A 25,800-nucleotide genomic window follows, 5' to 3' on the forward strand; every position below is an offset into this window, starting at 1 on the left:
CAACGAAAAGCCCATCCCGCGCCATGTGCGGGATGGGCTTCGATCAAACCGGGGAACGGGCGGCGCGCCTGCCCTGCCCGTTCCCTGCTTCCCGGTCAGAAGTCGTAGCGGGCGGTCAGCATGTACTGGCGCGGTGCACCGTAGAAGCCGGTCAGCACGCCCAGGCCGGCACTGACCAGGTTGTAGCCGGTGGTGCGGTATTCCTTGTCGGTCAGGTTGGTGCCCTGCAGCGACAGGCTCCACGCGTCGTCGAGCTTCCAGATCACGCCGGCATTGAGCAGGCCGTAGCCGTCCTGGCGGATCTCCGGGCTCAGGTCGGTGGTCGGCCACACCTCGGACTGGTAGACGTAGCCCACGCGCGCGGACAGGTTGCCGCCGTTGGCAAGGTCGGTGCGGTATTCCACGTTCAGCGCACCGGAGAACTCGGGCGCGTTGGTGAAGTACTGCGTGTCGGCGATGTTGACGCCGCCGCTCATGAACTCGTCGTACTTGGCGTCCAGCCAGGCCAGGTTGCCGCTGACCAGCCAGTTGCGGGTCGGCAGCAGCTGGTACTCCACTTCCACGCCCTGCACCGTGCCCTTGCCGGCATTGGTGAAGTCGCCGAAGAAGCCGCCTTCCGGCAGCGCGGTGAACACCGACAGCTGGATGTCCTCGTACTTGTTGTAGAAGTACGCCAGGTTCAGGAACGCGCGCTGGTCGAGGAAGGCCATCTTGCTGCCGACCTCGTAGCTGTCCACCTTCTCGTCGTCGAACGGCTCGCCCGAGCGCGGCACCGCGGTGGTGTTGGCGCGGATGTTGTAGCCGCCGGACTTGAAGCCGCGGCTGGCCGAGACATAGCCCATGATGTCCGGGGTGAACTGGTAGTCCAGCGACACCTTCGGCGAGACGTTCTTGAAGTTGACGGTCTTGTCGAAGTTGGCCGCGACCACCCCGTTGGGCGTGGTGAAGCTGTCGTCGGTGTAGCCGATGTTGTAGGCGACGGCGTGCTTGTCCTCGTCGGTGTAGCGCGCGCCTACGTCCAGCTTCAGCCGCTCGGCCAGATCGAACGTCCAGTCGGCGTACAGCGCGATGCTCTTGGTGTTGACCACGCCCTGGGTGTCGCCAAGGCTCAGGTTGAAGAAGTTGTTCAGCACCTGGCCGCCGGCGTCGCCGTTGAACCAGTACAGGCCCATCACGCCGCGGGCGCGGCCGCCGCCGTCGAAGTTGGCCTGCAGCTCCTGGCTGACCTGGCTGTCGCTGTAGAACGCCTTCACGTCGGCGATCTTCTGCGGCAGCGTGTCGAAGTCGATGTTGGTCTCGGTGTCGGACTCGCGCTTGGCCAGCACGTACTTGAACGCCCAGTCCTCGCCCGGCCGCCAGTTCACCACCGCCGAGGCGCCCTTCATCGTGGTGTTGTTGACGTTGCGCATGCCGCTGCGGATGTCGTAGCGGTCGTCCAGCGGCGGGACGTCGGCCACCGGGATCAGCGGGTTGTTGTTCGGCGCCAGCATCTTCGCGCCGCGCACGCCGGACTTGTCGTCCATGTAGTCGAACGCGAACTGGACGTCGAAATCGTCCTGCGAATACGCGCCGATCTGCAGGCGCGCGGCATTGATTTCCTTGTCGCTGACGTCCTGCCCGGTGAGCAGGTTCTCGCCGAAGCCGTCGCGGTTCATGCTGGCCATCGCCACCCGCGCGCGCAGCCCGCTGTCCTTGCCGCCGATCTCGCCGCCCAGCGCGGCCTTGACGTCGAGCTGGTTGTAGTTGCCCACGGTGACCGAGGCGAAGCCCGAGGTCTCCTGCGGCAACCCGCGCGAGATGTACTTGATCGCGCCGCCGATGGTGTTCTTGCCGTACAGCGTGCCCTGCGGGCCGCGCAGCACCTCGATGCGGTCCACGTCGAACACGTCCAGCAGCGCGCCCTGCGGGCGGGCGATGTAGACGTCGTCCAGGTAGATGCCCACGCCCGGGTCGACGCCCCACAGCGGGTCGGCCTGGCCGATGCCGCGGATGTAGGCGGTGGCGGTGCTGGTGGAGCCGCGCGCGGCGTAGATGGTCAGGTTCGGCACCTGCGCGCCGAGGTCGCCGATGTCGCGGATATTCAGCTTGTCCAGCGTCTCGGGCGTGAACGCGGTGACCGCCACCGGCACGTCCTGCAGGGTTTCCTCGCGCTTGCGCGCGGTCACCGTGATCGAATCCAACGTGGTGGCCTGGTGGCCCGCCGCCGGCTGCTGCTGTTCCTCGGCCTGCACGAATGCGGCCGGGGCCAGCAACGCAAAGCCCACGGCCATGCTCAGATACTTGCGCTTCATCGGTCTCCCTCCTCCCGGGTATGACACTGGCGGCGGCGTTGTTGGTGTATGGAATGCCGCCATGTCGCGCACGTTAACGGGGTGCCGGCAGCGCGCGTATCGTCCCTTCGTACAGTGGGCCGTCCCGGCCCGGCTCCCGATACTCCGCGGCAATGCAATGGCCGGCGGGGAGCCGCGGATGTCGTTCCTGATCGTGTTGGCAGCCCTGTGCTTCCTGATGTACGTGGCCTACCGCGGCCACAGCGTGATCCTGTTCGCGCCGGTCGCCGCGCTCGGCGCGGTGCTGCTGACCGACCCATCGCTGGTGCAGCCGATGTTCACCGGCCTGTTCATGGACAAGATGGTCGGCTTTTTGAAGCTGTACTTCCCGGTGTTCCTGCTCGGCGCGGTGTTCGGCAAGCTGATCGAGGTCTCCGGCTTCTCCAAGTCGATCGTCAGCGCCACCATCCGCCTGGTCGGCGCGCAGCGGGCGATGCTGTCGATCGTGCTGGTCTGCGCGCTGCTCACCTATGGCGGGGTGTCGCTGTTCGTGGTGGTGTTCGCGGTGTATCCGTTCGCCGCCGAGCTGTTCCGCCAGAGCGACATCCCCAAGCGGCTGATCCCCGGCACCATCGCGCTGGGCGCGTTTACCTTCACCATGGACGCGCTGCCGGGCACGCCGCAGATCCAGAACATCATCCCGGCCTCGTTCTTCGGCACCACCAGTTGGGCCGCGCCGACGCTGGGCGTGATCGGCGCGGTGGTGATCCTGGCGCTGGGCATGAGTTATCTGGAGTGGCGCCGCCGCGTCGCCGCCGCCAAGGGCGAGGGCTACGCCGGCAGCGGCGAGGAACTGCGCAACGAGCCGGAGCCCTTCCACGGCAGCAAGCTCGCCCATCCGTTGCTGGCGGTGTTGCCGCTGCTGCTGGTGGGCGTGGCCAACTTCCTGTTCACCCGCTGGATCCCGGGGTTCTATGGCGAAAGCCAATCGTTCGTGCCGGCGGTGATCGGCAACCCGGCCCCGGTGGTGCAGGAGGTTTCCAGGGTCGCGGCGATCTGGGCGGTGCAGGGCGCGTTGCTGCTGGGCATCCTCAGCGTCATTGCGCTGGCATGGAAACCGGTGGTGGCCGCATTCGCCGAAGGCACCCGGTCGGCGATCGGCGGCGCCATGCTGGCGTCGATGAACACCGCGTCGGAGTATGGCTTCGGCGCGGTGATCGCCGCCCTGCCCGGCTTCCTGGTCGTGGCCAACGCGCTGGGCTCGATCCCCAACCCGCTGGTCAACGAGGCCATCTCCGTGACCGCGATGGCCGGCATCACCGGCTCGGCCTCCGGCGGCATGAGCATCGCGCTGGCGGCGATGGCCGACAGCTTCATCGCCAACGCGCAGGCCGCGGGCATCCCGATGGAGGTGCTGCACCGGGTGGCGGCGATGGCCTCCGGCGGCATGGACACCCTGCCGCACAACGGCGCGGTGATCACCGTGCTGGCCGTCACCGGCCTGACCCACCGCCAGTCCTACAAGGACATCTTCGCCATCACCTGCATCAAGACCCTGGCGGTGTTCGCGATCATCGGCGTGTACTACGCGACCGGGCTGGTCTGAGCCCGTTCACGGGGCACCGGATCGTCGGGGCGCCCCATACCTGCTTCCACCGATGGAAGTCCTGCTAAGCGTGGGGGCTTCCCCGATGAAGCGTCATGCGGGCCCCGCCCGCATCCACGTCCCCAAAAGAAAATCGCCCGGCTGCACGTCACTGTGCAACACCGGGCGACCCACGTCCTTGTTGGCATCCTGCCTTCCCCCCTGCCTCCTGGCATGCCGGGATTCCTGGTGCGCGTCATCCCGACGCCGCACGCGTTGCGGTTTGCACTCCCTGTCAGCGCCTTTCAACCGGTTTGACCGCCGCCGTCGTGGCGGGCTTCCTGGCGGTGGGGGCGGCTCCGGCCCTCACTTCGATCAGGTCTCGATTCCGTTCGACCGTCTTCAAGCCGATGCCCTTGACCAGCGCCAGTTCCTCGACGCTGCCGAAGGGCCCGTTTGCCTGCCGGTGATCGACGATGGCCTGCGCCTTGGCGGGGCCGACGTTCACCAGCACCTGGTCCAGTTCCGCCGCGCTGGCGGTGTTGATGTCGACCTTTTCCGTGGCTTGCGCCGATACGGCCAACAACAACGTCAGGACCAGTGACTTCAGCATCACGGTGAAAAGCTTCATGGCTCACTCCCTGTGGTTTGGACGGGTATGCCGGCAATCCCCGCCGGCCAGACCAGTGTTCCGCGCCACATGAACGCAGCCTATCCGCCGCGCCCCCTGCCCCGCAGCCGGCAAACCGCCCGACGCCCTGTAGGAAAATCCCTACAACACGGAGCGCGTAGAATGGTTGCATCTGAACCTTGCATCCAGGAGTTCCCGAATGGACAGCGCCAAGCTCGGCCAATTTCTCAGCGACAAATGGGACGACGACATCGTCCCGCAGCTGGTCGATTACATCCGCATCCCCAACAAATCGCCGATGTTCGACGCCAACTGGGTCGCCAATGGCTACATGGACCAGGCCGTGGCGCTGATGGAGAACTGGGCGAAGGCGCAGAAGATCCCCGGCCTGCAGGTCGAGGTGGTGCGGTTGGAAGGGCGCACGCCGTTGATCTTCCTTGAAATCCCGGCCAGCGGCACGGAAACCGGCGACGACACCGTGCTGCTCTACGGCCACCTGGACAAGCAGCCGGAAATGACCGGCTGGGACGACGACCTCGGCCCGTGGAAGCCGGTGCTGCGCGGCGACAAGCTGTACGGCCGCGGCGGCGCCGACGACGGCTATGCGATCTTCGGCTCGCTGGCCGCGGTGCTGGCGCTGCAGGAACAGGGCCTGCCGCATGCGCGCTGCGTGATCCTGATCGAGGCCTGCGAGGAATCCGGTTCCTACGACCTGCCGGCCTACGTCGACCACCTGGCCGGGCGCATCGGCCAGCCGTCGCTGGTGGTGTGCCTGGATTCGGGCTGCGCCAACTACGAGCAGCTGTGGTGCACCACTTCGCTGCGCGGCCTGGCCGGCGGCAACTTCACCGTGAAGGTGCTCAACGAGGGCGTGCATTCCGGCGACGCCTCCGGCGTGGTGCCGTCGTCGTTCCGCCTGCTGCGCCAGCTGCTGTCGCGCATCGAGGACGAGAAGACCGGGCGCATCCTGCTCGACGGCCTGCACGTGGAGATCCCGGCCGAGCGCCTGGGCCAGGCCAGGCGTGCCGCCGAGGTGGTCGATACCGCCATCTTCGACAAGTTCCCGCTGGTCGATGGGCTGAAGCCGATGAACGACGACCTGTCCGAGCTGGTGCTCAACCGCACCTGGCGCCCGGCGCTGTCGGTGACCGGCATCGGCGGCATGCCGCCGCTGGATTCGGCCGGCAACGTGCTGCGCCCGGAAACCGCGGTGAAGCTGTCGCTGCGCCTGCCGCCGACCGCCGACGGCAAGAAGAGCGGCGAACTGCTGAAGGAAGCGCTGCTGCGCGACCCGCCGAACGGCGCCAAGGTCACCCTGGAACTGGAAAAGGCCTCCACCGGCTGGAACGCGCCGGCGATGGCGCCGTGGCTGGAGAAGGCCATCGACGACGCCAGCCGGGCGTTTTTCGGCAAGCCGGCGATGTACATGGGCGAAGGCGGCTCGATCCCGTTCATGGGCATGCTCGGCGAGAAGTTCCCCGGCGCGCAGTTCATGATCACCGGCGTGCTCGGCCCGCATTCCAACGCGCATGGCCCCAACGAGTTCCTGCACATCCCGATGGGCAAGCGCGTCACCGCCTGCGTGTCCAAGGTGCTGCTCGACCACCACGCGGCCAGCCTGCGCGGCGAGACCAGCGGCTCCAAGGTGCATGCCGACAGCGGCACCCGCCACGGCGACCACGGCTGCTGCTGAGCCACCGGCGGGCCTGATGACGGACGCAGCCCGGCCTTGCTAGGCTGCGTCTTTCCTTTTGGCGGACAGGCAGCGCATGAGCGGACTGTTTGGCAGCGGCAGCTGGCTTTACATCATCCTGATCGGCTTCATCGTCGGCCTGCTCGGGCGCTTCTTCATGCCCGGCAACAACCGCATGGGCTGCCTGCTGACCATCGTGCTGGGCATCGCCGGCGCGGTGTTCGCCGGCTGGTTCGGGCGCGAGATGGGCTGGTACGCCGCCGGGCAGCCGGCCGGTTTCCTCGGCTCCATCGTCGGCGCGGTGGCCATCCTCGCGCTGCTGCGGCTGGTCAGCGGCGGCAACAAGCGCTGACGCCCGCCGGCGCCATGCGCCGGCCATACCCCGCAGATGACTCCCGATCCTTCTTCCGATCCGCAGCGCGCGCAACAGCGCCTGCACTGGGCGCGCACCGCGCTGGGCGATGCCGCCGTCACGCTCGAACGCGCCTCGGTCGATGCCGGCTTCCGCAGCTACTGGCGCACGCGGGGCGCGGGCGCCAACCGCATCGTGATGGATTCGCCGCCGGACCGGGAGGACGTGCGACCGTGGCTGCGCATCCACGACCTGTTCGAGCGCCACGGCGTGCGCGTGCCGCACATCGAGCAGCGCGACGTCGACAATGGCTTCCTGCTGCTGGAAGACCTCGGCGGGCCGACGCTGGCGATGGTGCTGGACGAGGCCAACGCCGACGCGCACTTCGATGCCGCCATCGACCAGTTGCTGGCGATGCAGCGGATTCCCGCGCCGGACGGCATCGGCGAGTTCGGCGAGGCGCTGCTGCTGCGCGATGCCGGGCTGTTCGAGGAATGGTTCCTCGGCCACCACCTCGGCATCACCCTGGATTGCAGTGAATCGGACCAGTTGGAACTGGCGCAGCGGCGGCTGATGGACAACGCCCATGCGCAGGCCAGAGTGCTGGTGCACCGCGATTTCATGCCGCGCAACCTGATGCCGGTGGATGGTGGCACGGCGGTGCTGGATTTCCAGGACACGGTGCTCGGCCCGGTCGCCTACGACGCGGTGAGCCTGTTCAAGGACGCCTTCCTGAGCTGGCCGCTGGCGCGCGTGGACGGCTGGCTGGCCCGTTACCACCAGCGCGCGCAGGCCGCCGGCATCCCGGTGCCGTCGTTGCCCGTGTTCCTGCGCGACGCCGACTGGCTGGGCGTGCAGCGACACCTGAAGATCCTCGGCATCTTCGCGCGCCTGCACTACCGCGACGGCAAGTCGAAATACATCGCCGACGTGCCGCGCTTCATCGCCTACCTGGACGAAGTGCTGCCGCGCCATCCCCAGTTGGCCTCGCTGGCCGAGCTGCTGGAAACCCGCATCAAGCCCGCGCTCGCGGCCAAGGCCGCCGCCGCATGAAGGCGCTGATCTTCGCCGCCGGGCTGGGCGAGCGCATGCGCCCGCTCACCGAGCACACGCCCAAGCCGCTGCTGGCGGCCGGCGGCAAGCCGCTGATCGCGTGGCATCTGGAAAAGCTGGCCGCGCTCGGCGTGCGCGAGGTCGTGGTCAACACCTCGTGGCTGGCCAGGCAGTTCCCCGCCACGCTGGGTGACGGCAGCCGCTGGAGCCTGCGGCTGCATTTCGTGCACGAAGGCGACACGCCGCTGGAAACCGGCGGCGGCATGCTCAACGCATTGCCGGTGCTGGGCGACGCACCGTTTCTGGCGGTCAACGGCGATATCTGGTGCGACTTCGATTTCGCGCGCCTGCCCGCCGAACCGGAGGGCGAGGCGCACCTGCTGCTGGCCGATAACCCCGAACACCACCCCGAAGGCGACTTCATCCTCGATGCCGATGGCCGCGTGCACGACGCAGGCGCCGCGCCGCGGCTGACCTTTGCCGGCATCGGCGTGTATCGCCCGTCGTTGCTGGCCGGCTGGCGGCAAGTGGTCGGCGATGCCGGAGGCGCCGATGCCACGCCCCCCCGCTTCAAGCTCGCCCCGCTGCTGCGCGCGGCGATGGCCCGCGGTGCGGTGCACGGCCAGCATCATCGCGGGCGCTGGACCGACGTGGGCACGCCGCAGCGGTTGCAGGCGCTGGACGCCGCCCTGTCCGGATGACGGGAGGTGCCGGAGGCTCCCGGCATAGGGTTTCACCTGGAATGCCCCATGCGGGGCAAGCCCCGCATCCACGGGAACCAACACGCAGGTGCCGGGCTTGCCCGGCACGGGCCTTCCCGTGGATATCCAGGCGGAACAGGCTCAGCTCAGGTACTTGCGGCGGATATAGACCCACGGCGCGGCCAGCGCGGCGATGGCGCCGCCGGCGAAGCCCAACGCCGCCGCTACCGCGGCGGCCTCGACGCGGCCCGGCAGGGCCAGCGCGGCGATCATCAGCAGGGCCACCGGCAGGCCGATGAACGAGGCCAGGAAGAAGCGCCAGCGCGGCACCCACGTGTGCAGCTGCATCAGACTGGCGCTGGTCCAGGCTTCGCCGGCCTGGCTGCGGCGGACCTTGTCCACCAGCCGCACCAGGTCCACCTGCACCACGGTCCGGCCCGGCGCGGCCCCGGCCAGCTCGGCCTCCACCTCCACCGGCGCCGGCCACGAGGCCGGCCATGCCTGCGGCGCGGCGACGCCGTAGGCGGTGAGCAGCGGCACCGTCAGCGACGGCGCCGACAGCGCGCGCAGCTTGCGGTTGTCCAGCACGCACCACACCTGCGTCCGCCCCGCCACCTGCACCTGGTACAGCGCCAGCTGCTCCGGCGCCGGGTAGGGCAGCGCGGTGACCCGCGCGGCCAGCGAATCGACGCCCATCGCGCGCAGGAAGCCGACCCGGGCGCGCCCCACCTGGGTCCAACCCAGTCCCAGCGGCCCCAGCAGCATCACCTCGGCCGCATCGGTGGCGCCGGCGCTGGCACGCTCGTCGCTGGCCAGGTAGGCCGCAAGCGAATTCGGTTCGGCGACGTCGCCCTTGCCCCAGCGCTGCGACTGCCCCAGCAGGTACTTCAGCGGCACCCGCGCGGCGACGGTCTCGCCGCGCACGCTGTCGGAGGCGAACGGCACCACCGCCGCGACGAACGCGCGCAGTTCGTTGCCGGGCGCGCCGTTCCAGTCGGCCGGCAGCAGGCCGTCCAGCAGGCCTTCGCGTACCAGTTGGTCGATCCGCTCCTTCTGCGCGACCAGCCGCGCCACGGCGGCCTGCAGCTTGATGTCCGGCGGCACCGCCGCCGGCGGCAGCCGGTAGCGGGGCGGCGGCGTATCCGCCTCGCCCGGGGTCTCGTCCATCAACGCTTCCACCGTCGGCATGGCGACGCCGGGCGCCTCGGTGCCGGCATCGGCAACGGGGGGGACGGCGGCAGCGGCGGTGGTGGGCTGCGACATGCGGCACCGGGACACGGGAATGCTCCCGTTAGCGGCCGGCCGGCGCGGAAATTGAGGCCGCGATGCCGGACTTCGCCCCAGCCGCGTCCCCGCAAACGACGACGGCGCCCTGCGGCGCCGTCGTCGTTGCATCATCCGCCCGGGGTCAGGGCGTCTGCGCGGGCGCCCATTCCTTCAGGAACGCGAAGAACTTCGCCCGGTCGTAGCCCTTGCCCTTCTCCAGCTCGCCGGTGAACTGCGAATGCAGCAGCTCGCCATCGGCATCGAGCACGAACAGGTGCGGATAGCCGGTGATGGCCGGGAAACGCGACAGGAAGGCGGCGTTCTCGTTGTCTTCGCTGTAGTTGACCTTCATCCACACGTAATGGGCGTCGCGGAAGCGGCGCATCTCCGAGTCACCCTCCATGAAGGCATCCAGCAGGTGGCACCACGAGCACCACTCGCCGCCGACGTCGAGCATGATCCGCTTGCCGCCGCGCTGGGCTTCGACCTTGGCCGTCTCCAGGTCGGCGACCGGGTCGCGCGCCGGGTCGAACTGCGCGTTGAGCGCGGCCACCGCGGCCACGTCGGCCGCGGCCGGGGTGTTGCCCGAGGCGACCGGCTGGCTGACGTCGGCCACCGGCATCTTCTGCTCGCTGGTATCCAGCGGCTGCGCCTTTTCCGGCGCCGGCGCCGGTGGCGGCGAGCAGCCGGCCAGCGCCGCGCCCAGCAGCAGGGCCAGCGCCCCGGAACGCAATTTCATCGCCACGTCCTCACTTCACGCCATGCATCAGCTTCTGCACCAGCGGGGCGATCAGGAACAGCAGCACGCCCGCGCCCAGCAGCGACCAGAAGCCGAAGGTATAGCCCTTCAGCGCGGATTCCACCGTCATGCCGCTTTCACCGCTGACCACCGCGGCGAAGATGCCCGACAGGTTGTTGCCGATGGCGGTGGACAGGAACCAGCCGCCCATCGCCAGGCCGACGACCTTCACCGGCGCCAGCTTGGTGGTCATCGACAGGCCGATCGGCGACAGGCACAGCTCGCCGACGGTCTGGATCACGTAGACCATGAACAGGGTCCAGAACGGCACCTTCAGCGTCTCCGGGTCGACCAGCGAGGACAGCGCGTACATCAGCAGCGCGAACGCCAGGCCGTTGAAGATCAGGCCGAGGCCGAACTTGCGCGGGATCGACGGATTGTTCTTGCCCAGCGCCACCCACAGCCACACGAACACCGGGCCGAGGGTGAGGATGGCGATGGAGTTCACCGACTGGAACCAGCCCACCGGGAACGTCCAGCCGCCGAAGTCGCGCTCGACGATGTTCTGCGCCAGGAAGTTGAACGAGCTGCCGGCCTGCTCGAAGAACATGAAGAACAGCACGTTGAACACGAAGATCACCAGCATGGCGAGGGCGCGGTCGCGCGCCACCTTGCCCTCGCGGATGCCCTCGACCAGGATCGACACGCACAGCGCCACGAACAGCGCGCCGAGGATCCAGCCGAGGATGCCGGCGTCGATGGTCAGCAGCCCGTAGGCCACCGGCACCGCCACCAGCGTGCCGACCAGCACCGCCAGGGTGCGGCCGAGCCCGGCGCCGGCCGGGGCCACGCCGACGCTGCCGAGCTGGCGGCGACCGATCCAGAACCACACCAGGCTGACCAGCATGCCGACGCCGGAGGCGATGAACACGTACTTGTAGGCCGGCATCGCCTCGCTGCCGAACACCTTGTCGGCGAGGATGCCGGTCAGGATCGGGGCGATGAAGGCGCCGGCGTTGATGCCCATGTAGAAGATGGTGAAACCCGAGTCGCGGCGGCTGTCGTTGAGCCCGTACAGTTGCCCCACCATCGTGGAGATGTTGGGCTTGAACAGGCCGTTGCCGGCGATGACCGTGGCCAGGCCGATGCGGAACACCTGCTCGTTGGGGATGGCGATCAGGAACAGGCCCAGCGACATCACCGCCGCGCCGATCAGGATCGAGCGCTGGTAGCCGATCAGGCGGTCGGCGACGAAGCCGCCGAACAGCGCCGAGGCGTACACCAGCGCCAGGTAGGCGCCGTAGAGCCGGTTGGCCGGCGCCTCGCCGGCGCCTTCGCCGCCAAAGAACTGCGAGACGATGTACAGCGTCAGCGCCCAGCGGATGCCGTAGAACGCGAAGCGCTCCCAGAACTCGGTCATGAACAGCATCCACAGCGGACGCGGGTGGCCGAGCAGGTCGTTGAACGCCGGCACGGGCGCCGGTGTGGATGCGGAATTCGGCGCGGCAGCGCTCATGCGGGGTTCCCCCAGTAATGCCGGTACGGTGAAAAAGGCGGGACCCCGGCGCGGGCCGGGGCGCGGGGAGGATCACCGACCGCCCGGCCCGGCGTCAAATTTCGTTCATCTGCAACCAATGCCGCGGACAGCCGCCGGCAACCGGGCCGGCGCAGGCCACACTACGCCACGCCGATGCTGGTGCGCACCTCGAACAGCTCGGGGAAGAAGGTCAACTCCAGCGCCTGCTTCAGGAAACCCACGCCGCTGGAACCACCGGTGCCGCGCTTGAAGCCGATGATCCGCATCACCGTGCGCATGTGGCGGAAGCGCCACAGCTGGAACTGGCTCTCCAGGTCCACGAAGTCCTCGCACAGCGAGTACTCGCGCCAGTAGCGGTCGGTGTCGCGGTAGATGTTCTCGAAGACCGGGCGCAGCGCCGGGTCGCTGACGTGCGGCAGGGTCCAGTCATGGCCTTCATAAGTGGCCGGGACGGCATGGCCGAAGCGCGCCAGGTAGCGCAGGAATTCCTCGTACAGGCTCGGTGCCTCCAGCGCCTGCCGCAGCTTCGCCTGCCCGTCCGGGTCGTGCCCGAACACCAGCAGCATGTCCGCGTTCTTGTTGCCCAGCAGGAACTCGATGCAGCGGTACTGCAGCGACTGGAAGCCCGAGGACGGGCCGAGCACGTCGCGGAAGCCCATGTATTCGGACGGGGTCAGGGTTTCCAGCACCGACCACTGCTCGGTCAGCTGGCGCAGCACCTGCTTGCCGCGCGCCAGCACCTTGCGGCACTGCCAGACCTCGTCGCGCTGCAGGTGGCCCATCGCCGCGCGCAGTTCATGGTCGAGCAGCTTCAGCCACAGCTCCGAGGTCTGGTGCTGGATGATGAACAGCATCTCGTCGTGGTGCGCCGGGTTCGACAATGGCTGCTGCGCCGACAGCAGGCGGTCCAGGCACAGGTAGCCGCCATAGGTGAGCCGGCCCTGCAGGTCGGTGTGGATGCCGGCTTCGAGCTCACGCTGGTTCTGTTCTACGGTCATGGCCTTGCCATCTGCGCGGGGCGCAAAGGGTAACGCAGGCGGCGGGCGCGCAAACGGAAAGCGAACACTTGCAGGCGCAACCGGCGCGACAATGCCGCGCCTGCCCGCGATGAAGCTGAATGCGATGATTCGACCCACCTCGCGCGGCAGGCGGGCGCCGCAGCGCGCAATTCCGTGCTGCGGCGCAGGACGGCTTTTCCGGGCCGAGTCCTTACCATGTGCAATTCCTATCAATTGAAACCATCTGTTCGAAGGTGTTGCTGCAATGACGGTTTCCGCCCAGTTCCAAATCGAATACCTGCAGTACCTGGATGCCGACGGCAACCTGGTACGCGACGACCTGCCGGCCTCGCTGCGCGACCCACGCGCACTGTTGCCGCTGTTCCGGCAGATGCTGGCCACCCGCGTGTTCGACACCAAGGCCGTGGCCCTGCAACGCACCGGCAAGCTCGGCACCTTTGCCTCTTGCCTGGGCCACGAAGCGGCCCACGTCGGCATCGGCGCGGCAATGAAGCCCGGTGACGTGCTCGCCCCCAGCTACCGCGAGTACGGCGCCATGTTCATGCGCGGCGTGCGCCCGCGCGACGTGCTGATGTACTGGGGCGGCGACGAGCGCGGCAGCGACTACGACCGCGGCAGCGACGCCGCGCGCGACTTCCCGATCTGCGTGCCGATCTCCACCCAGTGCCTGCATGCGGCCGGCACCGCGCTGTCGTTCAAGCTGCAGGGCAAGCCGCAGGTGGCGGTGGCCGTGTGCGGCGACGGCGGCAGCTCCAAGACCGACTTCTACGCCGCGGTGAACTCGGCCGGCGCCTACACCCTGCCGCTGATCCTGTGCGTGGTGAACAACGGCTGGGCGATCTCGGTGCCGCGCTCGGCGCAGACCGGCGCCGAAACCCTGGCCCAGAAGGGCCTGGCCGGCGGCCTGTTCTGCCTGCAAGTCGATGGCAACGACCTGCTGGCGGTGCTGGCGGCGATGCAGCAGGCGCGCGAACGCGCGCTGGCCGGACAGGGCGGCACCGTGCTGGAACTGCTCACTTACCGCCTGTCCGACCACACCACCGCCGACGACGCGCGCCGCTACCGCGACGACGCCGAGGTCAAGGCGGCGTGGCAGAACGAACCGCTGATCCGCCTGCGCAAGTACCTGACCGCGCAGGGCGTGTGGAGCGAGGAGGAAGAGAAGACCTGGATCGCCGAATGCGGCGCGCGCGTGGACGAGGAGGTCAACGCCTACCTCAACTGCCCGGTGCAGCCGGTCGAGGCGATGTTCGACTACCTGTACGCCGACCCGCCGCCGGACCTGCTGGCCCAGCGCGCCGCCGCCATCGCCCTGGAGCAGCGTCATGGATGACATCAAGCACAGCGCCGCCGGCTTGCACGCCGCCCACGACCCCGGCACCGACCACGGCGCGGCAGGCGCCAGCGGAGAACCCACCATGACCGCCACCCCCATCACCCTGATCGAAGCCGTGACCCAGGCGCTTGCGTGGGAAATGGAACACGACCCGTCGGTGCTGGTGCTGGGCGAGGACGTCGGCGTCAACGGCGGCGTGTTCCGCGCCACCGCCGGCCTGCAGCAGCAGTTCGGCCCGCAGCGCGTGCTCGACACCCCGCTGGACGAAACCACCATTGCCGGCCTCACCGTCGGCCTGGCCGTGCAGGGCATGAAGCCGGTGGCCGAGGCGCAGTTCGACGGCTTCGTCTACCCGATGGTCGACCACGTGATCTGCCACGCCGCGCGCATCCGCAACCGCACCCGCGGCCGCCTGCACTGCCCGATGGTGCTGCGCGTGCCGTGGGGCGGCGGCATCCGCGCGCCGGAGCACCACAGCGAGGCCAACGAGGCCATCTTCACCAACGTGCCGGGCCTGCGCGTGGTGCTGCCGTCCAGCCCGCAGCGCGCCTACGGCCTGCTGCTGGCCGCGATCCGCGAGCCGGACCCGGTGATCTACATGGAGCCCAAGCGCATCTACCGCCAGTACAAGGAAGTGGTCGCCAACGACGGCGAGGCGCTGCCGCTGGACGTGTGCTTCGTGCTGCGCGACGGCACCGACGTGACCCTCGTCGCCTGGGGCGCGCAGGTCAAGGAAGCGCTGGAAGCGGCCGACAAGCTGGCCGGCGAAGGCATCAGCGCCGAAGTCATCGACGTGGCCACGCTGCGCCCGCTGGACTTCGCCACCATCGCCGAGTCGGTGGCCAAGACCGGCCGCTGCGTGATCGTGCAGGAAGCGCCGAAGACCGCCGGTTTCGGTGCCGAGATCGCCGCGCGGCTGGCCGAGGAGTCGATGTACGACCTGCTGGCCCCGGTCGAGCGCGTCACCGGCTACGACACCCACATCCCGCTGTTCCGGCTGGAAATGAAGTACCTGCCGAGCGTGGAGCGCATCGTCACCGCCGCCAGGCGCGCGGTCGCGGCGGGTTGAGCATGCGCGCGCGCCTGCTCAGCGCCTACCGCAGCCAGTACCCCGATCCGCTCCGCTTCCACGCGGGGCAGGTCGTCGAACTGGGCGTGCGCGACGAGGAATGGCCGGACTTCGCCTGGGTGCGCACCGCCGACAACCGCGCCGGCTGGGCGCCGGTGGCGTGGCTGCGCGTGCTCGACGACGGCCACGCCGAGGCCCTGCGCGACTACACCGCGCAGGAGCTGGACGTGGACAATGGCGAGCTGGTGGAACTGCATCACGAACACGGCGGCTGGTGGTGGTCCGAACGCGCCAATGGCGCGCAGGGCTGGCTGCCGGCACGCGACCTTGAACTACTGGAAGAAACCCCCTGATGAGCCAGACCAAGAACTTCAACCTGCCCGACCTGGGCGAAGGCCTGCCGGACGCCACCATCGTCGAGTGGTTCGTCAAGGAAGGCGACGTCATCAAGCTGGACGAACCACTGGTGTCGATGGAAACCGCCAAGGCGGTGGTGGAAGTGCCCTCGCCGGTGTCCGGCAAGGTGCTGAAGCTGGCCGGCGCGGCCGGCGACATCGTGGTGACCGGGCACATGCTGGCGCAGTTCGAGATCGACCCGAACCTGCCGCAGCGCGCCGAAGGCCAGGACACCGGCCACCACCACGGTGCGCCCGCCCCGGCTGCACCGGCACCCGCGGCGGCACCCGCCCCGGCAGCGGCCGCCGCCGAGCGCGCCGACGAAGGCACCGTGGTCGGCGCGATGGTCAGCTCCAACGCCGTGCACACCGAGCAGGCCGTGGCCGTCGGCGGCGTCAAGGCGATGCCGGCGGTGCGCGCGGTGGCGCGCAAGCTCGGCGTCGACCTGGCCCGCGTGCGCGCCACCGGCGCCGATGGCGCGGTGACGATGGACGACGTGAAGCAGGCGGCGGCGAATCCGTCTGCCCTGCTCCCCTCTCCCGCCGGGAGAGGGGTTGGGGGAGAGGGTGCGGCAGCCGCCGTACCCCCATCCGCCCTGCGGGCACTTTCCCCCGATGGGGGAAGGGAGCGTACCCCGCTCTCCGCCGCCGGCAAGCCGATGCGCACCGCGCCCCCGGGCGTGGTCGCCAAGGGCCAGCCGGAGCCGCTCAAGGGCGTGCGCCGCAACATGGCGCGGGTGATGGCCGACGCGCACAGCAAGGTGGTGCCGACCACGCTCAGCGACGATGCCGACATCCACGCCTGGGCGCCGGGCAACGACATGACCTCGCGGCTGGTGCGCGGCATCGTCCGTGCCTGCCAGGCAGTGCCGGCGATGAACGCATGGTTCGACGGCGACAACCTCACCCGCACCCTGCACGCGCAGGTGGACATCGGCATCGCCGTGGACACCGACGACGGCCTGTTCGTGCCGGCGCTGCGCAACGCCGACATGCTCGACGCACGCGGCGTGCGCGAGGGCATCAACCGCCTGCGCCAGCAGGTCGAGGATCGCAGCATCGCCCCGTCGGAGCTGACCGGCTACACCATCAGCCTGTCCAACTTCGGCATGTTCGCCGGCCGCTACGCCACCCCGGTGGTGGTGCCGCCGTGCGTGGCGATCGTCGCCGCCGGCCGCGCCCGCTTCCAGCTGACCCCGGTGATGGGCGGGGTGGAAACGCACAAGGTGATCCCGCTGTCGGTCACCTTCGACCACCGCGCCTGCACCGGCGGCGAGGCGGCGCGCTTCCTGCGCGCATTGATCGACGATCTCGCGTTGGTCAATTAAACGAAAGCCATGTGGGGCAAGCCCCGCATCTACCTTGTAGGTGCCGGGCTTGCCCGGCACGGGGCTTCACCGGTAAAGCCGCATGCGGGGCAAGCCCCGCATCTACGACACCGGGGTTTTGCGATGAACCCGATGGATGCGGTGGGTTCGGTGGGTGCCGACCGTTGGTCGGCACTATCCATCGGCTTGCGGTAAAGCCCCACGGCGCTACGCGCCGCCGCCACGACCAACGGTCGGGCGCTACCGTCTTCGCTAGCCCCAGCCCCACCATTGCTAAACTCGGCGCATGTTCACCACTTCCACGCTCACCGGCAGCAAGCCGGAACAGTACGCCCAGCTGCTGGCCCAGGCCCGCGCGCTGGTCCACGGCGAAAGCGACCGCATCGCCAATGCCGCCAACCTGTCGGCGCTGGTCTACCACGCGCTACCGCAGCTGAACTGGGTCGGCTTCTATTTCTTCGACGGCACCGAGCTGGTGGTCGGCCCGTTCCAGGGCCTGCCGGCCTGCGTGCGCATACCGCTGCACAAGGGCGTGTGCGGCGCGGCGGCCAGCAGTGGCCAGACCCAGCGCGTGGAGGACGTCAACGCCTTTCCCGGCCATATCGCCTGCGACTCAGCCTCGCGCTCGGAGCTGGTGGTGCCGCTATTCCACGACGGCAGGCTGGTCGGCGTGTTCGACATCGACAGCCCGGTCCCCGCGCGCTTCGACGCCGACGACCAGGCCGGGCTGGAGGCCATCGCCGGAGCGTTCGTCGGGGCCTTGAAGTGAGCACGCTGAAGCTGCGCAACATCGGCCCCAAGAGCGCGGCATGGCTGCGCCAGGTGGGCCTGCGCAGCGCCGAGGACCTGGCCGCGGCCGGTGCGGTCGGCGCCTTCGTCAAGGTGCGCCGCGCCGGCTTCAAGCCCAGCCTCAACCTGCTCTATTCGCTGGAAGGGGCATTGCTTGGCTGCCATTGGCAGGAAGTGCCCGAGCCGCGCCGCCAGCAGCTGGTCGCCGAGTACGAAGCCGCCGCCGGCGCACTGTCGGCCGTGCCCAGCGCGCAGCGGCCCGGCCCGGTGCGGGAGCACCACGTGCAGGCCGAAGCCGAAGTGGAAGAAACCGGCGAACTTGGTTTCGACGAAAACCCGTAGATGCGGGGCTTGCCCCGCATGAAGCTTCACCGGGAAAGCGCCATGCGGGGCAAGCCCCGCATCTACGCCGCCAGTACCAATGCCAGCAGCAGCAGGCTTTCGGTGACCTCGACGCTGGCGCCGAGGCAATCGCCGGAAATGCCGCCCAGCCGGCGCCGCCAGTAGAAGGCGACCAGCGGCACCAGCAGCAGGGCCAGCAGCAACGGCCAGGCCACGAACGCGGTGATTGCCGCCAGCAGCAGCGCCCACAGCCACAGCGACCGCAGACTCAGCTGCCACGAAAAGCGCTCGGCCATGCCGGCACCATGCAGCGACGGCAGCAGCCGGCTCCACCACAGCGTGCCCCAGCGCGCCCACGCCGGCACCAGCACGATGCCGTACCACAACGAGCTCGTCGCCAGTTCGCCCAGCAGCACGAACTTGAGCAGCAGCTGCATGACCAGCGTGACCACGCCGAACACGCCCATGTGCGGGTCCTTGAGCACCTCGAGGAAGCGCTGCGGGTCGCGGTGCGCAGCGCCGAAGGCGTCGGCCACGTCGCCCAGCCCGTCCAGGTGCAGCGCGCCGGTCACCCACACCCACAGCAGCAGGGCCAGCGCGCCGGCCAGCCACGGCCGCCCGTCCAGCAGGTACAGCGGCAACATCAGCAGCGCGCCGATGATCGCGCCGACCAGCGGGTAGTACACCGCCGAACGGCTCAGGTCGTCGTTGCGGAAATCCTTCACTTGCGGCGTCGGCAGCCGGGTCAGGAACTGGATGGCCAGGATCAGACGGCGCACGCTCATGGCTGGCACAGCTCCAGCAGTTCGCCCCACAACCGGCCATCGTCGTCGCGCTCCACGCGCAGGCGCAGGCGCGTGCCGTAGTCGATGCGCAGCGCCCACAGCGCCGCCAGCGGCATGCCGCACACGCACGACACCGCCAGCCGCAGCACGCCGGCGTGGCTGACCACCAGCACCGGGTCGCCGCCTTCGTCCTCGTCTTCGCCCTCGTCCAGCAGCCGTTGCAGCTGCGCTTCGATGCGCGAGTGGAACTGCTGCCAGCTCTCGCCGTTGGGCGGCACCTGCGCATGCGGCGGGTCGTATAGCCCGGCCAGCTGCGCGGCGGGGATCTCGTCGTAGCGGCGGCCGTCCCAGTCGCCGAAGTCCAGTTCGGCCCAGTTCGGGTGGATCTCGCAGAACAGCTCGCGGCCGGCCAGCAGCGCGGTGGCGGTATCCAGCGCACGCCGGCGCGGCGAGGCGATCACCCGGCTCCAGCGGCCACCGCCGTGGCGTTGCAGCAGCGCATCCACCGCGCCGTCGAGCAGTGGCGGGTCGGTGCGCCCGTCGAGGTGGCCGTGGCGGCCGGTGGAAGCATGGCGCATCAGGTCGAGGATCACGGCGCGGCGCTCCGCTGCGCCACCGCCGCCTCGGCGAAGGTGGCCATGTCGTTGTGCAGCGCGCAGGCCAGCCGCAGCAGCGGCAACGCCAGCGCGGCGCCGGAGCCTTCGCCCAAGCGCAGGTCCAGTTGCAGCAGCGGCGCGGCCTGCAGGCAATCGAGCACGCGGGCATGGCCGCATTCGGCCGAGCGATGCGAGAACAGCAGCCACGGCCGCAGCGACGGGTTGATCCGCACCGCCGCCAGCGCCGCGGCCGAAACGATGAAGCCGTCCACCAGCACCGGCACGCCGCGCTGCGCGGCGGCGATCATGGCCGCGGCCAGTGCGGCGATCTCCAGCCCGCCGACGCGGCGCAGGGCCTCGTGGCCGGGGATGGCGGCGGCATCGATGGCAGCCCCATGCAGGGCCAGCGCCTGCGCGACGAGTTGCTGCTTGCGGGCGACGCGCGGCGCATCCAGCCCGGTCCCCGCGCCGACCATACCTTCCAGCGGCAATGGCCCGAGCACGGCGGCCAGCGCACTGGCGGCGGTGGTGTTGCCGATGCCCATCTCGCCGAGCAGCAGCAGGTCGGCGCCATCGGCGCAGGCCGCTGCCACCGCACGCTGCGCGGCCGCGAAGGCGGCATCGAGGTCGGCCGGCGCCATCGCCGGGCCCACGCTGAAATCGTCGGTGCCGCGGCGCGGTTTGTCGCAGGCCACGCCCGGCACCGGCGCATCGGCCAGGCTGCCGACGTCCCATACATGCAGCGGCAGCCCGAGCTCGCGCGCCAGCACCGCGATGGCGGCGCCGCCGGCGGCGAAGTTGCGCAGCATCTGCACCGTCACCTCGGCCGGATAGGCCGACACGCCCCGCGCGGCGATGCCGTGGTCGCCGGCGAATACCAGCACCGGCACCCGCGCGGCGCGCGGCCGCTCGCGGCCCTGCAGCGCGGCCAGTTCGATGGCGAGGGTTTCCAGCCGCCCCAGCGCGCCTTCCGGCTTGGTCAGCTGCCGCTGGCGGGAGATGGCCTGCTGCCGGTGCGCCGACGAGGGCGCGGGGCAGGCGCGGGTGAACCAGTCTTGCGTCACGGCTGTTCCGTTGCTGCGTTGCGGTCGCGCATTTTACGGTGGTGCGGGCGGGACGCAGGGCCCGCGCCTGCCTTCGCGGCGCCGATGGCATAGAATGCGCGCACTTTCGGGTGACCGGCTGGGACTTCCTCCCGCCGGTTGAAACGGGAAGCCGGTGCCGCGCATTGCTGGAGTTCCAGCCATCCGCCAGTCCGGCGCTGCCCCCGCAACGGTGAGCAGGACAGCCCAGACACACCGCCACTGTGCATCCATCGCATGGGAAGGCGTCTGGGCGGAAGCGGCCACGGCCGCTTCGCCTGCAAGCCCGGAGACCGGCCCGGAAGCCGACTGGTTGCGATGCGGAGGGCATGGCGGCGGCAGTGGCGCCGTGCGCGCACTCCGTCGTGGCGTCCTCTCCTGGCAACCCCCACCGTCTGTCCGCGCGGGAGCGCGCGGGTTGCAGGAGTTTCCCGATGAAGTTGTCCCACCACGCCCTTTCCCTCGCCCTGGCGCTCGCGCTGCCGGGCATCGCCGCCGCCGAACAGGCGCCCACCGAGTTCGACGACGTCTTCGTCACCGCCACCCGCACGCCGCTGTCCGTCGAGAGCAGCGTGGTGCCGGTGCAGGTGGTCGACCGCGAGCAGATCGAGCGCAGCCAGGCGATCTCGCTGCTGGACCTGCTGCGCGGCCGCGCCGGCCTGGACTTCGCCAACCAGGGCGGCACCGGCAAGATCACCTCGCTGTTCCTGCGCGGCACCAACTCCAACCAGGTGCTGGTGCTGGTGGACGGCGTGCGCGTGGGTTCGGCCACCTCCGGCATGGCGGCGCTGCAGGACCTGCCGGTCGACCAGATCGAACGCATTGAAATCGTGCGCGGCCCGCGTTCGAGCCTGTACGGCTCGGAAGCCATCGGCGGCGTGGTCCAGGTCTTCACCCGCAACGCCGGCAAGGGGCTGCAGCAGAACCTGTCGCTGACCGCCGGCAGCAACCGGCTGCGCCAGGCCAGCGCCGGCTTCAGCAACCGCGGCGAGCGCGGCTGGATCTCGGCCCAGGGCGGCTACCAGAAGACCGACGGCATCAATGCCTGCAACGGTTCGTCGCTGCTGTTCCAGGGCTGCTACGTCGAAGAGCCCGACCGCGACGGCTACCGCAACACCTCGATCAACGTGCGCGCCGGCTATGCGCTGACCGACGCACTGAGCCTGGAAGGCCACGTGCTCGACGCCAGCAGCTTCAACGAATACGACGGCAGCGTCTTCGGCGGCAACGAGGCCGAGAACCGCCAGCAGGTCTACGGCGGCAAGCTGGCGTGGAAGGCCTCGGATACCTTCAGCCTTACTGCGCAGGTCGGCCGCAACCGCGACGAAGCCGACAACTACTTCGCCGACGCCGGCGGCCGCACCTTCGCCAGCGCCTTCGACACCCGGCGCGACACCGCCAGCGTGCAGGGCGACTTCCTGTTCGCCGCGGGCCAGCAGCTGAGCGCCGGCGTCGACTGGCAGAACGACCAGGTCACCAGCTCCACCGCCTATGACGTCGCCGACCGCGACAACACCGGCGTGTTCGTCGAATACCAGGGCCGGTTCGGCGCGCATTCGCTGCAGGCCAGCGTGCGCAACGACGACAACGAGCAGTTCGGCAACCACACCACCGGCAGCCTCGGCTACGGCTTCGCCTTCGGCAACGGCCTGCGCCTGACCGCCAGCGCCGGCACCGGCTTCAAGGCGCCGACCTTCAACGACCTGTACTACCCGGGCTTCAGCAACCCGGACCTGAAGCCGGAAGAGTCCAGGAGCCTGAACCTCGGCATCGCGCAGTACGCCGACGACTGGAACTGGACCTTCGACGCCTACGAGACCCGCGTGGACCAGCTGATCGGCTACGACAGCAACTTCAACATCGTCAACGTCGCCGAAGCCCGCATCCGCGGCGCCGAACTGACCGGCTACCTGTCGCTGGCCGGTTTCGACATCAATGCCCAGGCCAGCTTCACCGACCCGCGCGACCGCACCGCCGGCGCCGCCACCTACGACAAGCTGCTGGCCCGCCGCGCGCGCAGCAGCGGCCGCATCGACGTGGACCGCGGCTTCGGCCCGCTGCGCCTGGGCATCACCGCCGCCGGCTACGGCCACCGTTTCGACAACGCCGCCAACACGGTGCGCCTGGCCGGCTACGGCACCGTCGACCTGCGCGTGGAATACGCCATCAACGACGCCTGGAGCCTGCAGGCGCGCGCGGCCAACGTGTTCGACCGCGCGTACGAAACCATCGCCTGGTACAACCAGCCGGGCCGCGAGTACCAGCTGACCCTGCGTTACCGCTCGGCCAACTGAACCGGCTACCCCACGGGCGCCCGGCCGCCCGTGGGGCCACCCATGTCCGCCCCGGCGAACGGCACCACCATCGGCGTGCCGGTCACCGGGTCGGGCGCCACCAGCGCGCGCAGGCCGAACACCGCCGCGACCAGTTCCGGGGTGATCACCTGCCGCGGCTCCCCGGCGGCGAGGATCGCCCCCGCCTTCATCGCGATGACGTGGTCGGCGTAGCGCGCGGCCTGGTTGAGGTCGTGCAGCACCATGACCACGGTGCGTCCATGCTCGCGGTTGAGCCGGCGGCACAGTTCCAGCAGCTCGTACTGGTGGGCGATGTCGAGGAAGGTGGTGGGTTCGTCCAGCAACAGCAGCGGGGTGTCCTGGGCGATCACCATCGCCAGCCATGCGCGTTGCCGCTGGCCGCCGGAAAGCGACTCCACGGTTTGCTCGGCCAGGTCCTCCACGCCGGTCTGGCGCATGGCCTGGCGCACCATGCGCTCGTCCTGCGGCGACCACTGCCGCAGCAGCGTCTGGTGCGGGAAACGGCCGCGCGCGACCAGGTCGGCCACGCAGATGCCCGGGGGCGCCAGCGGTGACTGCGGCAGCAGGCCGAGGCGACGCGCCACTTCGCGCGGGGAATAGCCGCGGATATCGCGCCCTTCCAGCAGCACCCGCCCCGCCTGCGGCGCCAGCAGCCGCGCCAGCGCGCGCAGCAGGGTCGATTTGCCACAGGCATTGGGGCCGACGATCACCGTCACCTTGCCGGCCGGGATGTGTACGTCCAGCGCCTCCGTCACCTGGCGCGCGCCGTAGCGCAGGGTCAGCTGCTCGCCGTACAGCGGGGAATCGTTCATTGCCGGTCCGTCCTCGTTCGTCCCATCGCTGCCTCAGCCACGCCGCCCGCGGCCCAGCAGCCATATCAGGTAGGCACCGCCGACGATGCCGGTCATGCGCCCGATCGGCAGGTTCAGCCGCCACGGCAGGGCCTGCGCGCCCAGGTCGGCCAACAGCAGCAGGCAGGCGGCCATTGCTGCCGCGGCAAGCAGCGGCAAGCGGCCTCCCCCGCACAGCCGCGCCGCCAACTGCGGCGCGGCAAGCGCGACGAAGGCGATGGGCCCGGCCGCGGCGGTGGCCAACGCGGCCAGCAGCACGCCGCAGGCGACGGCCGCCAGCCGCGTGCGCTCGACGCCGATGCCCAGTTGCATCGCCAGGTCGTCCCCCATTTCCAGCAATTGCAGGCGCCGGCCCAGCAGCAGCACGCAGGGCAGTGCCAGCACCACGCCGGCCACCAACGGCAGCGCATGTCCCCAGGTGCGCGCATCGAGCGAACCGGCGCGCCACAGGTTGGCCATGACCGCGTTGTCCAGGTTGCCCTTGACCTGCATCAGCCCGTTGAGCGCATCCAGGATCGCGCCCACGCCGACCCCCACCAGCACCAGCCGGTAACCGCCGCTGGCGCCGTCCTTCAGCGACAGCAGGTACACCAGCGCCGCGGTCAGCAGGCCACCGCCGACCGCCGCCAGCGACACCGGCACGCCACCGTGGCCGAACAGCACGATCTGCGCGATCGCGCCGGTGGCCGCGCCCAGGGTGAAGCCGATGATGTCCGGCGAGCCCAGCACGTTGCGCGACACCGACTGGAACACCGCCCCGGACACGCCCAGCGCGGCCCCGGCGAACAACGCCACCAGCGCGCGCGGCAGGCGGATATCGAGCACGATCCGCTCGGCCACCCCACCCTCCTGCCCGAGCAGGGCCAGCGCCACCTGCTGCACGCCCAGCGCGCTGCGACCAGCCAGCAGCTCGGCCACCGCCAGCAGCAGCGCCAGCGCCGCCAGCGACGCGGCGACCACCCAGCCGCGCGGGTACAACCGCAGCGAATGGTCACCGAGGCGGAGGGTCCGCCAGCTGCCGATGCGCGCAGGCCGGCCGTTCACAACCGCCCGATCCTGCGCCGCCGCACCAGCGCCACGAAGAACGGCCCACACAGCAGCGCCACCATCACCCCCACGCCGATCTCGCCCGGCCGCGCCACCCAGCGGCCGAGGATGTCGGCCACCAGCACCATCAGCGCGGCCAGCAGCATCGAGTACGGCAACAGCCAGCGGTGCCCGGGGCCGGCCAGCGCCCGTGCCAGATGCGGCGCGGTCAGCCCGACGAAGCTCAACGGCCCGGCCGCGGCGGTGGCGGCGCCGGCCAGGACCACCACCGACAGCATCGCCAGCGCCCACGTCCGCCCCGGGTTGGCGCCCAGCGCCTGCCCCAGTTCGTCGCCCAGCATCACCGCGTCCAGCGGCCGCGCCAGCGCCCACGCCAGCCCGGCCCCGGCCAGCGTGGCCAGCGCCGCCGGCCACAGTACGCCCCAGCCGCGGCCCTGCAGCGAACCCACCGCCCAATGCCGGAACTGGTCGAACACCACGTCCTCGCTGTTGAGCAGGACCACCTGGGTCAGCGCCTGCAGCACCACGGTCAGGGCCACGCCGGCCAGCACCAGTCGCACCGGGTCGATGCCGCGGCGCGCGCCGCCGAGCAGGTAGACCGCGACCGCGGCCAGCGCGGCGCCGGCCAGCGCGAACCACAGGTAGCCGGTGATGTCGACGATGCCGAAGAACGCCACCGCCACCACGATCGCCGCGGCCGCACCGCCGGTCACTCCGAGCAGGCCGGGGTCGGCCAGCGGGTTGCGGGTCAGCGCCTGCATCACCGCGCCGGCGGCGCCCAGCGCGCAGCCGACCACGATGGCCAGCAACGAGCGCGGGACGCGCAGCAGCCGCACCAGCAGGTGGTCGTTGTTGCCGGGGTCGAAGGCGTGCAGCGCCGCCCAGGTATCGGCCAACGCGATGTCGCGGGTGCCCACGCAACTGCCGAGCACCGCCAGCGCCAGCAACAGCGCCACCCCCGACAGCAGGCCGGCGCCGCGATGGCGCAGGCGCCGCACCGCTGGGTCAACCGCCACGGC

General features: G+C 70.1%; 24 protein-coding genes and 1 riboswitch. Of the genes, 12 read left to right on the plus strand and 12 right to left on the minus strand.

Annotation, left to right across the window (positions count from 1 at the left end; translation table 11 throughout):
* Positions 1–95: 95 nt before the first annotated feature.
* Complete coding sequence (locus ABB34_RS10100; RefSeq protein WP_057641197.1) at positions 96–2,291, minus strand: TonB-dependent receptor; 2,196 nt, start codon at positions 2,289–2,291, stop codon at positions 96–98.
* Positions 2,292–2,469: 178 nt separating this feature from the next.
* Between ABB34_RS10100 and ABB34_RS10105 the strand changes: the two genes are divergently transcribed.
* The gene (locus ABB34_RS10105; protein WP_057641229.1) at positions 2,470–3,876 is read left to right on the plus strand and encodes a GntP family permease; all 1,407 of its coding nucleotides are present in this window, start codon (positions 2,470–2,472) and stop codon (positions 3,874–3,876) included.
* A 274-nt stretch (positions 3,877–4,150) separates the two neighbouring features.
* On the opposite strand, the gene ABB34_RS10110 is transcribed toward ABB34_RS10105, so the two are convergent.
* A complete protein-coding gene (locus ABB34_RS10110) occupies positions 4,151–4,486 on the minus strand; it encodes a ComEA family DNA-binding protein (RefSeq protein WP_057641198.1) in 336 nt (111 codons plus the stop codon).
* A 199-nt stretch (positions 4,487–4,685) separates the two neighbouring features.
* Here ABB34_RS10110 and ABB34_RS10115 point away from each other — a divergent pair, with 199 nt between their 5' ends.
* The 4 genes from ABB34_RS10115 (at position 4,686) to murU (ending at position 8,285) form a co-directional block, all read left to right on the plus strand.
* Entirely contained in the window at positions 4,686–6,179 is a 1,494-nt protein-coding gene (locus ABB34_RS10115) for a M20 family metallopeptidase (protein WP_057641199.1), read from the plus strand.
* Between the two features lie 76 nt (positions 6,180–6,255).
* Entirely contained in the window at positions 6,256–6,531 is a 276-nt protein-coding gene (locus ABB34_RS10120; protein ID WP_057641200.1) for a GlsB/YeaQ/YmgE family stress response membrane protein, read from the plus strand.
* Between the two features lie 36 nt (positions 6,532–6,567).
* Positions 6,568–7,584, plus strand: coding sequence for an aminoglycoside phosphotransferase family protein (locus ABB34_RS10125; RefSeq protein WP_057641201.1), 1,017 nt, complete (start codon positions 6,568–6,570; stop codon positions 7,582–7,584).
* On the plus strand, positions 7,581–8,285 hold the full coding sequence (gene murU, locus ABB34_RS10130) for an N-acetylmuramate alpha-1-phosphate uridylyltransferase MurU (RefSeq protein ID WP_057641202.1): 705 nt from the start codon (positions 7,581–7,583) through the stop codon (positions 8,283–8,285). The genes ABB34_RS10125 and murU overlap by 4 nt, the downstream gene beginning before the upstream one ends.
* Before the next feature lie 141 nt (positions 8,286–8,426).
* Here murU and ABB34_RS10135 read toward each other — a convergent pair whose 3' ends face one another.
* From ABB34_RS10135 to ABB34_RS10150, 4 genes are all read right to left on the minus strand, one after another.
* On the minus strand, positions 8,427–9,548 hold the full coding sequence (locus ABB34_RS10135) for a hypothetical protein (RefSeq protein ID WP_057641203.1): 1,122 nt from the start codon (positions 9,546–9,548) through the stop codon (positions 8,427–8,429).
* Between the two features lie 145 nt (positions 9,549–9,693).
* Positions 9,694–10,290 (minus strand): thioredoxin family protein, encoded by a 597-nt coding sequence (locus ABB34_RS10140; protein ID WP_057641204.1) that lies wholly within the window; start codon positions 10,288–10,290, stop codon positions 9,694–9,696.
* Positions 10,291–10,300: 10 nt separating this feature from the next.
* Positions 10,301–11,806, minus strand: a complete 1,506-nt coding sequence (locus tag ABB34_RS10145; protein ID WP_057641205.1) for a peptide MFS transporter — start codon at positions 11,804–11,806, stop codon at positions 10,301–10,303.
* Positions 11,807–11,967: 161 nt separating this feature from the next.
* The gene (locus ABB34_RS10150) at positions 11,968–12,825 is read right to left on the minus strand and encodes a tryptophan 2,3-dioxygenase (RefSeq protein WP_057641206.1); all 858 of its coding nucleotides are present in this window, start codon (positions 12,823–12,825) and stop codon (positions 11,968–11,970) included.
* 265 nt (positions 12,826–13,090) lie between these two features.
* Here ABB34_RS10150 and pdhA point away from each other — a divergent pair, with 265 nt between their 5' ends.
* From pdhA to ABB34_RS10180, 6 genes are all read left to right on the plus strand, one after another.
* Positions 13,091–14,179 carry a pyruvate dehydrogenase (acetyl-transferring) E1 component subunit alpha gene (gene pdhA / locus ABB34_RS10155; protein WP_057641207.1) on the plus strand — a complete coding sequence of 363 codons (1,089 nt, stop codon included), beginning with the start codon at positions 13,091–13,093 and terminating at the stop codon, positions 14,177–14,179.
* 85 nt (positions 14,180–14,264) lie between these two features.
* A complete protein-coding gene (locus tag ABB34_RS10160) occupies positions 14,265–15,251 on the plus strand; it encodes an alpha-ketoacid dehydrogenase subunit beta (protein ID WP_425478974.1) in 987 nt (328 codons plus the stop codon).
* Positions 15,252–15,253: 2 nt separating this feature from the next.
* The gene (locus ABB34_RS10165; protein WP_057641209.1) at positions 15,254–15,604 is read left to right on the plus strand and encodes an SH3 domain-containing protein; all 351 of its coding nucleotides are present in this window, start codon (positions 15,254–15,256) and stop codon (positions 15,602–15,604) included.
* Complete coding sequence (locus ABB34_RS10170) at positions 15,604–16,974, plus strand: dihydrolipoamide acetyltransferase family protein (protein WP_057641210.1); 1,371 nt, start codon at positions 15,604–15,606, stop codon at positions 16,972–16,974. Before ABB34_RS10165 ends, ABB34_RS10170 begins: the two co-directional genes overlap by 1 nt.
* 286 nt (positions 16,975–17,260) lie before the next feature.
* Complete coding sequence (locus tag ABB34_RS10175) at positions 17,261–17,743, plus strand: GAF domain-containing protein (RefSeq protein ID WP_057641211.1); 483 nt, start codon at positions 17,261–17,263, stop codon at positions 17,741–17,743.
* Positions 17,740–18,105, plus strand: coding sequence for a TfoX/Sxy family protein (locus ABB34_RS10180; RefSeq protein WP_057641212.1), 366 nt, complete (start codon positions 17,740–17,742; stop codon positions 18,103–18,105). The genes ABB34_RS10175 and ABB34_RS10180 overlap by 4 nt, the downstream gene beginning before the upstream one ends.
* Before the next feature lie 62 nt (positions 18,106–18,167).
* Here ABB34_RS10180 and cobS read toward each other — a convergent pair whose 3' ends face one another.
* Genes cobS through cobT form a run of 3 tightly spaced genes read right to left on the minus strand, consistent with a single transcriptional unit; the run spans position 18,168 to position 20,550 of the window.
* Positions 18,168–18,890: an adenosylcobinamide-GDP ribazoletransferase gene (gene cobS / locus ABB34_RS10185; protein WP_057641213.1), complete on the minus strand. Its 723-nt coding sequence runs from the start codon at positions 18,888–18,890 to the stop codon at positions 18,168–18,170.
* Positions 18,887–19,483 carry a histidine phosphatase family protein gene (locus ABB34_RS10190; protein ID WP_057641214.1) on the minus strand — a complete coding sequence of 199 codons (597 nt, stop codon included), beginning with the start codon at positions 19,481–19,483 and terminating at the stop codon, positions 18,887–18,889. The genes cobS and ABB34_RS10190 overlap by 4 nt, the downstream gene beginning before the upstream one ends.
* Positions 19,480–20,550 carry a nicotinate-nucleotide--dimethylbenzimidazole phosphoribosyltransferase gene (cobT, locus tag ABB34_RS10195; RefSeq protein ID WP_057641215.1) on the minus strand — a complete coding sequence of 357 codons (1,071 nt, stop codon included), beginning with the start codon at positions 20,548–20,550 and terminating at the stop codon, positions 19,480–19,482. Before cobT ends, ABB34_RS10190 begins: the two co-directional genes overlap by 4 nt.
* 91 nt (positions 20,551–20,641) lie before the next feature.
* Positions 20,642–20,884, plus strand: a riboswitch (cobalamin riboswitch).
* Between the two features lie 118 nt (positions 20,885–21,002).
* Between cobT and btuB the strand changes: the two genes are divergently transcribed.
* Positions 21,003–22,862, plus strand: a complete 1,860-nt coding sequence (gene btuB, locus ABB34_RS10200; protein WP_211258193.1) for a TonB-dependent vitamin B12 receptor — start codon at positions 21,003–21,005, stop codon at positions 22,860–22,862.
* A gap of 5 nt (positions 22,863–22,867) precedes the next feature.
* Here the strand turns inward: btuB and ABB34_RS10205 are convergent, their stop codons facing one another.
* Genes ABB34_RS10205 through ABB34_RS10215 form a run of 3 tightly spaced genes read right to left on the minus strand, consistent with a single transcriptional unit; the run spans position 22,868 to position 25,797 of the window.
* Complete coding sequence (locus tag ABB34_RS10205) at positions 22,868–23,695, minus strand: ABC transporter ATP-binding protein (protein WP_057641216.1); 828 nt, start codon at positions 23,693–23,695, stop codon at positions 22,868–22,870.
* A gap of 33 nt (positions 23,696–23,728) precedes the next feature.
* The gene (locus tag ABB34_RS10210) at positions 23,729–24,778 is read right to left on the minus strand and encodes a FecCD family ABC transporter permease (RefSeq protein WP_057641217.1); all 1,050 of its coding nucleotides are present in this window, start codon (positions 24,776–24,778) and stop codon (positions 23,729–23,731) included.
* Positions 24,775–25,797 carry a FecCD family ABC transporter permease gene (locus tag ABB34_RS10215; protein ID WP_211258194.1) on the minus strand — a complete coding sequence of 341 codons (1,023 nt, stop codon included), beginning with the start codon at positions 25,795–25,797 and terminating at the stop codon, positions 24,775–24,777. Before ABB34_RS10215 ends, ABB34_RS10210 begins: the two co-directional genes overlap by 4 nt.
* Positions 25,798–25,800: the final 3 nt, after the last annotated feature.

The organism is Stenotrophomonas daejeonensis (assembly GCF_001431505.1).
GTDB lineage: Bacteria > Pseudomonadota > Gammaproteobacteria > Xanthomonadales > Xanthomonadaceae > Stenotrophomonas > Stenotrophomonas daejeonensis.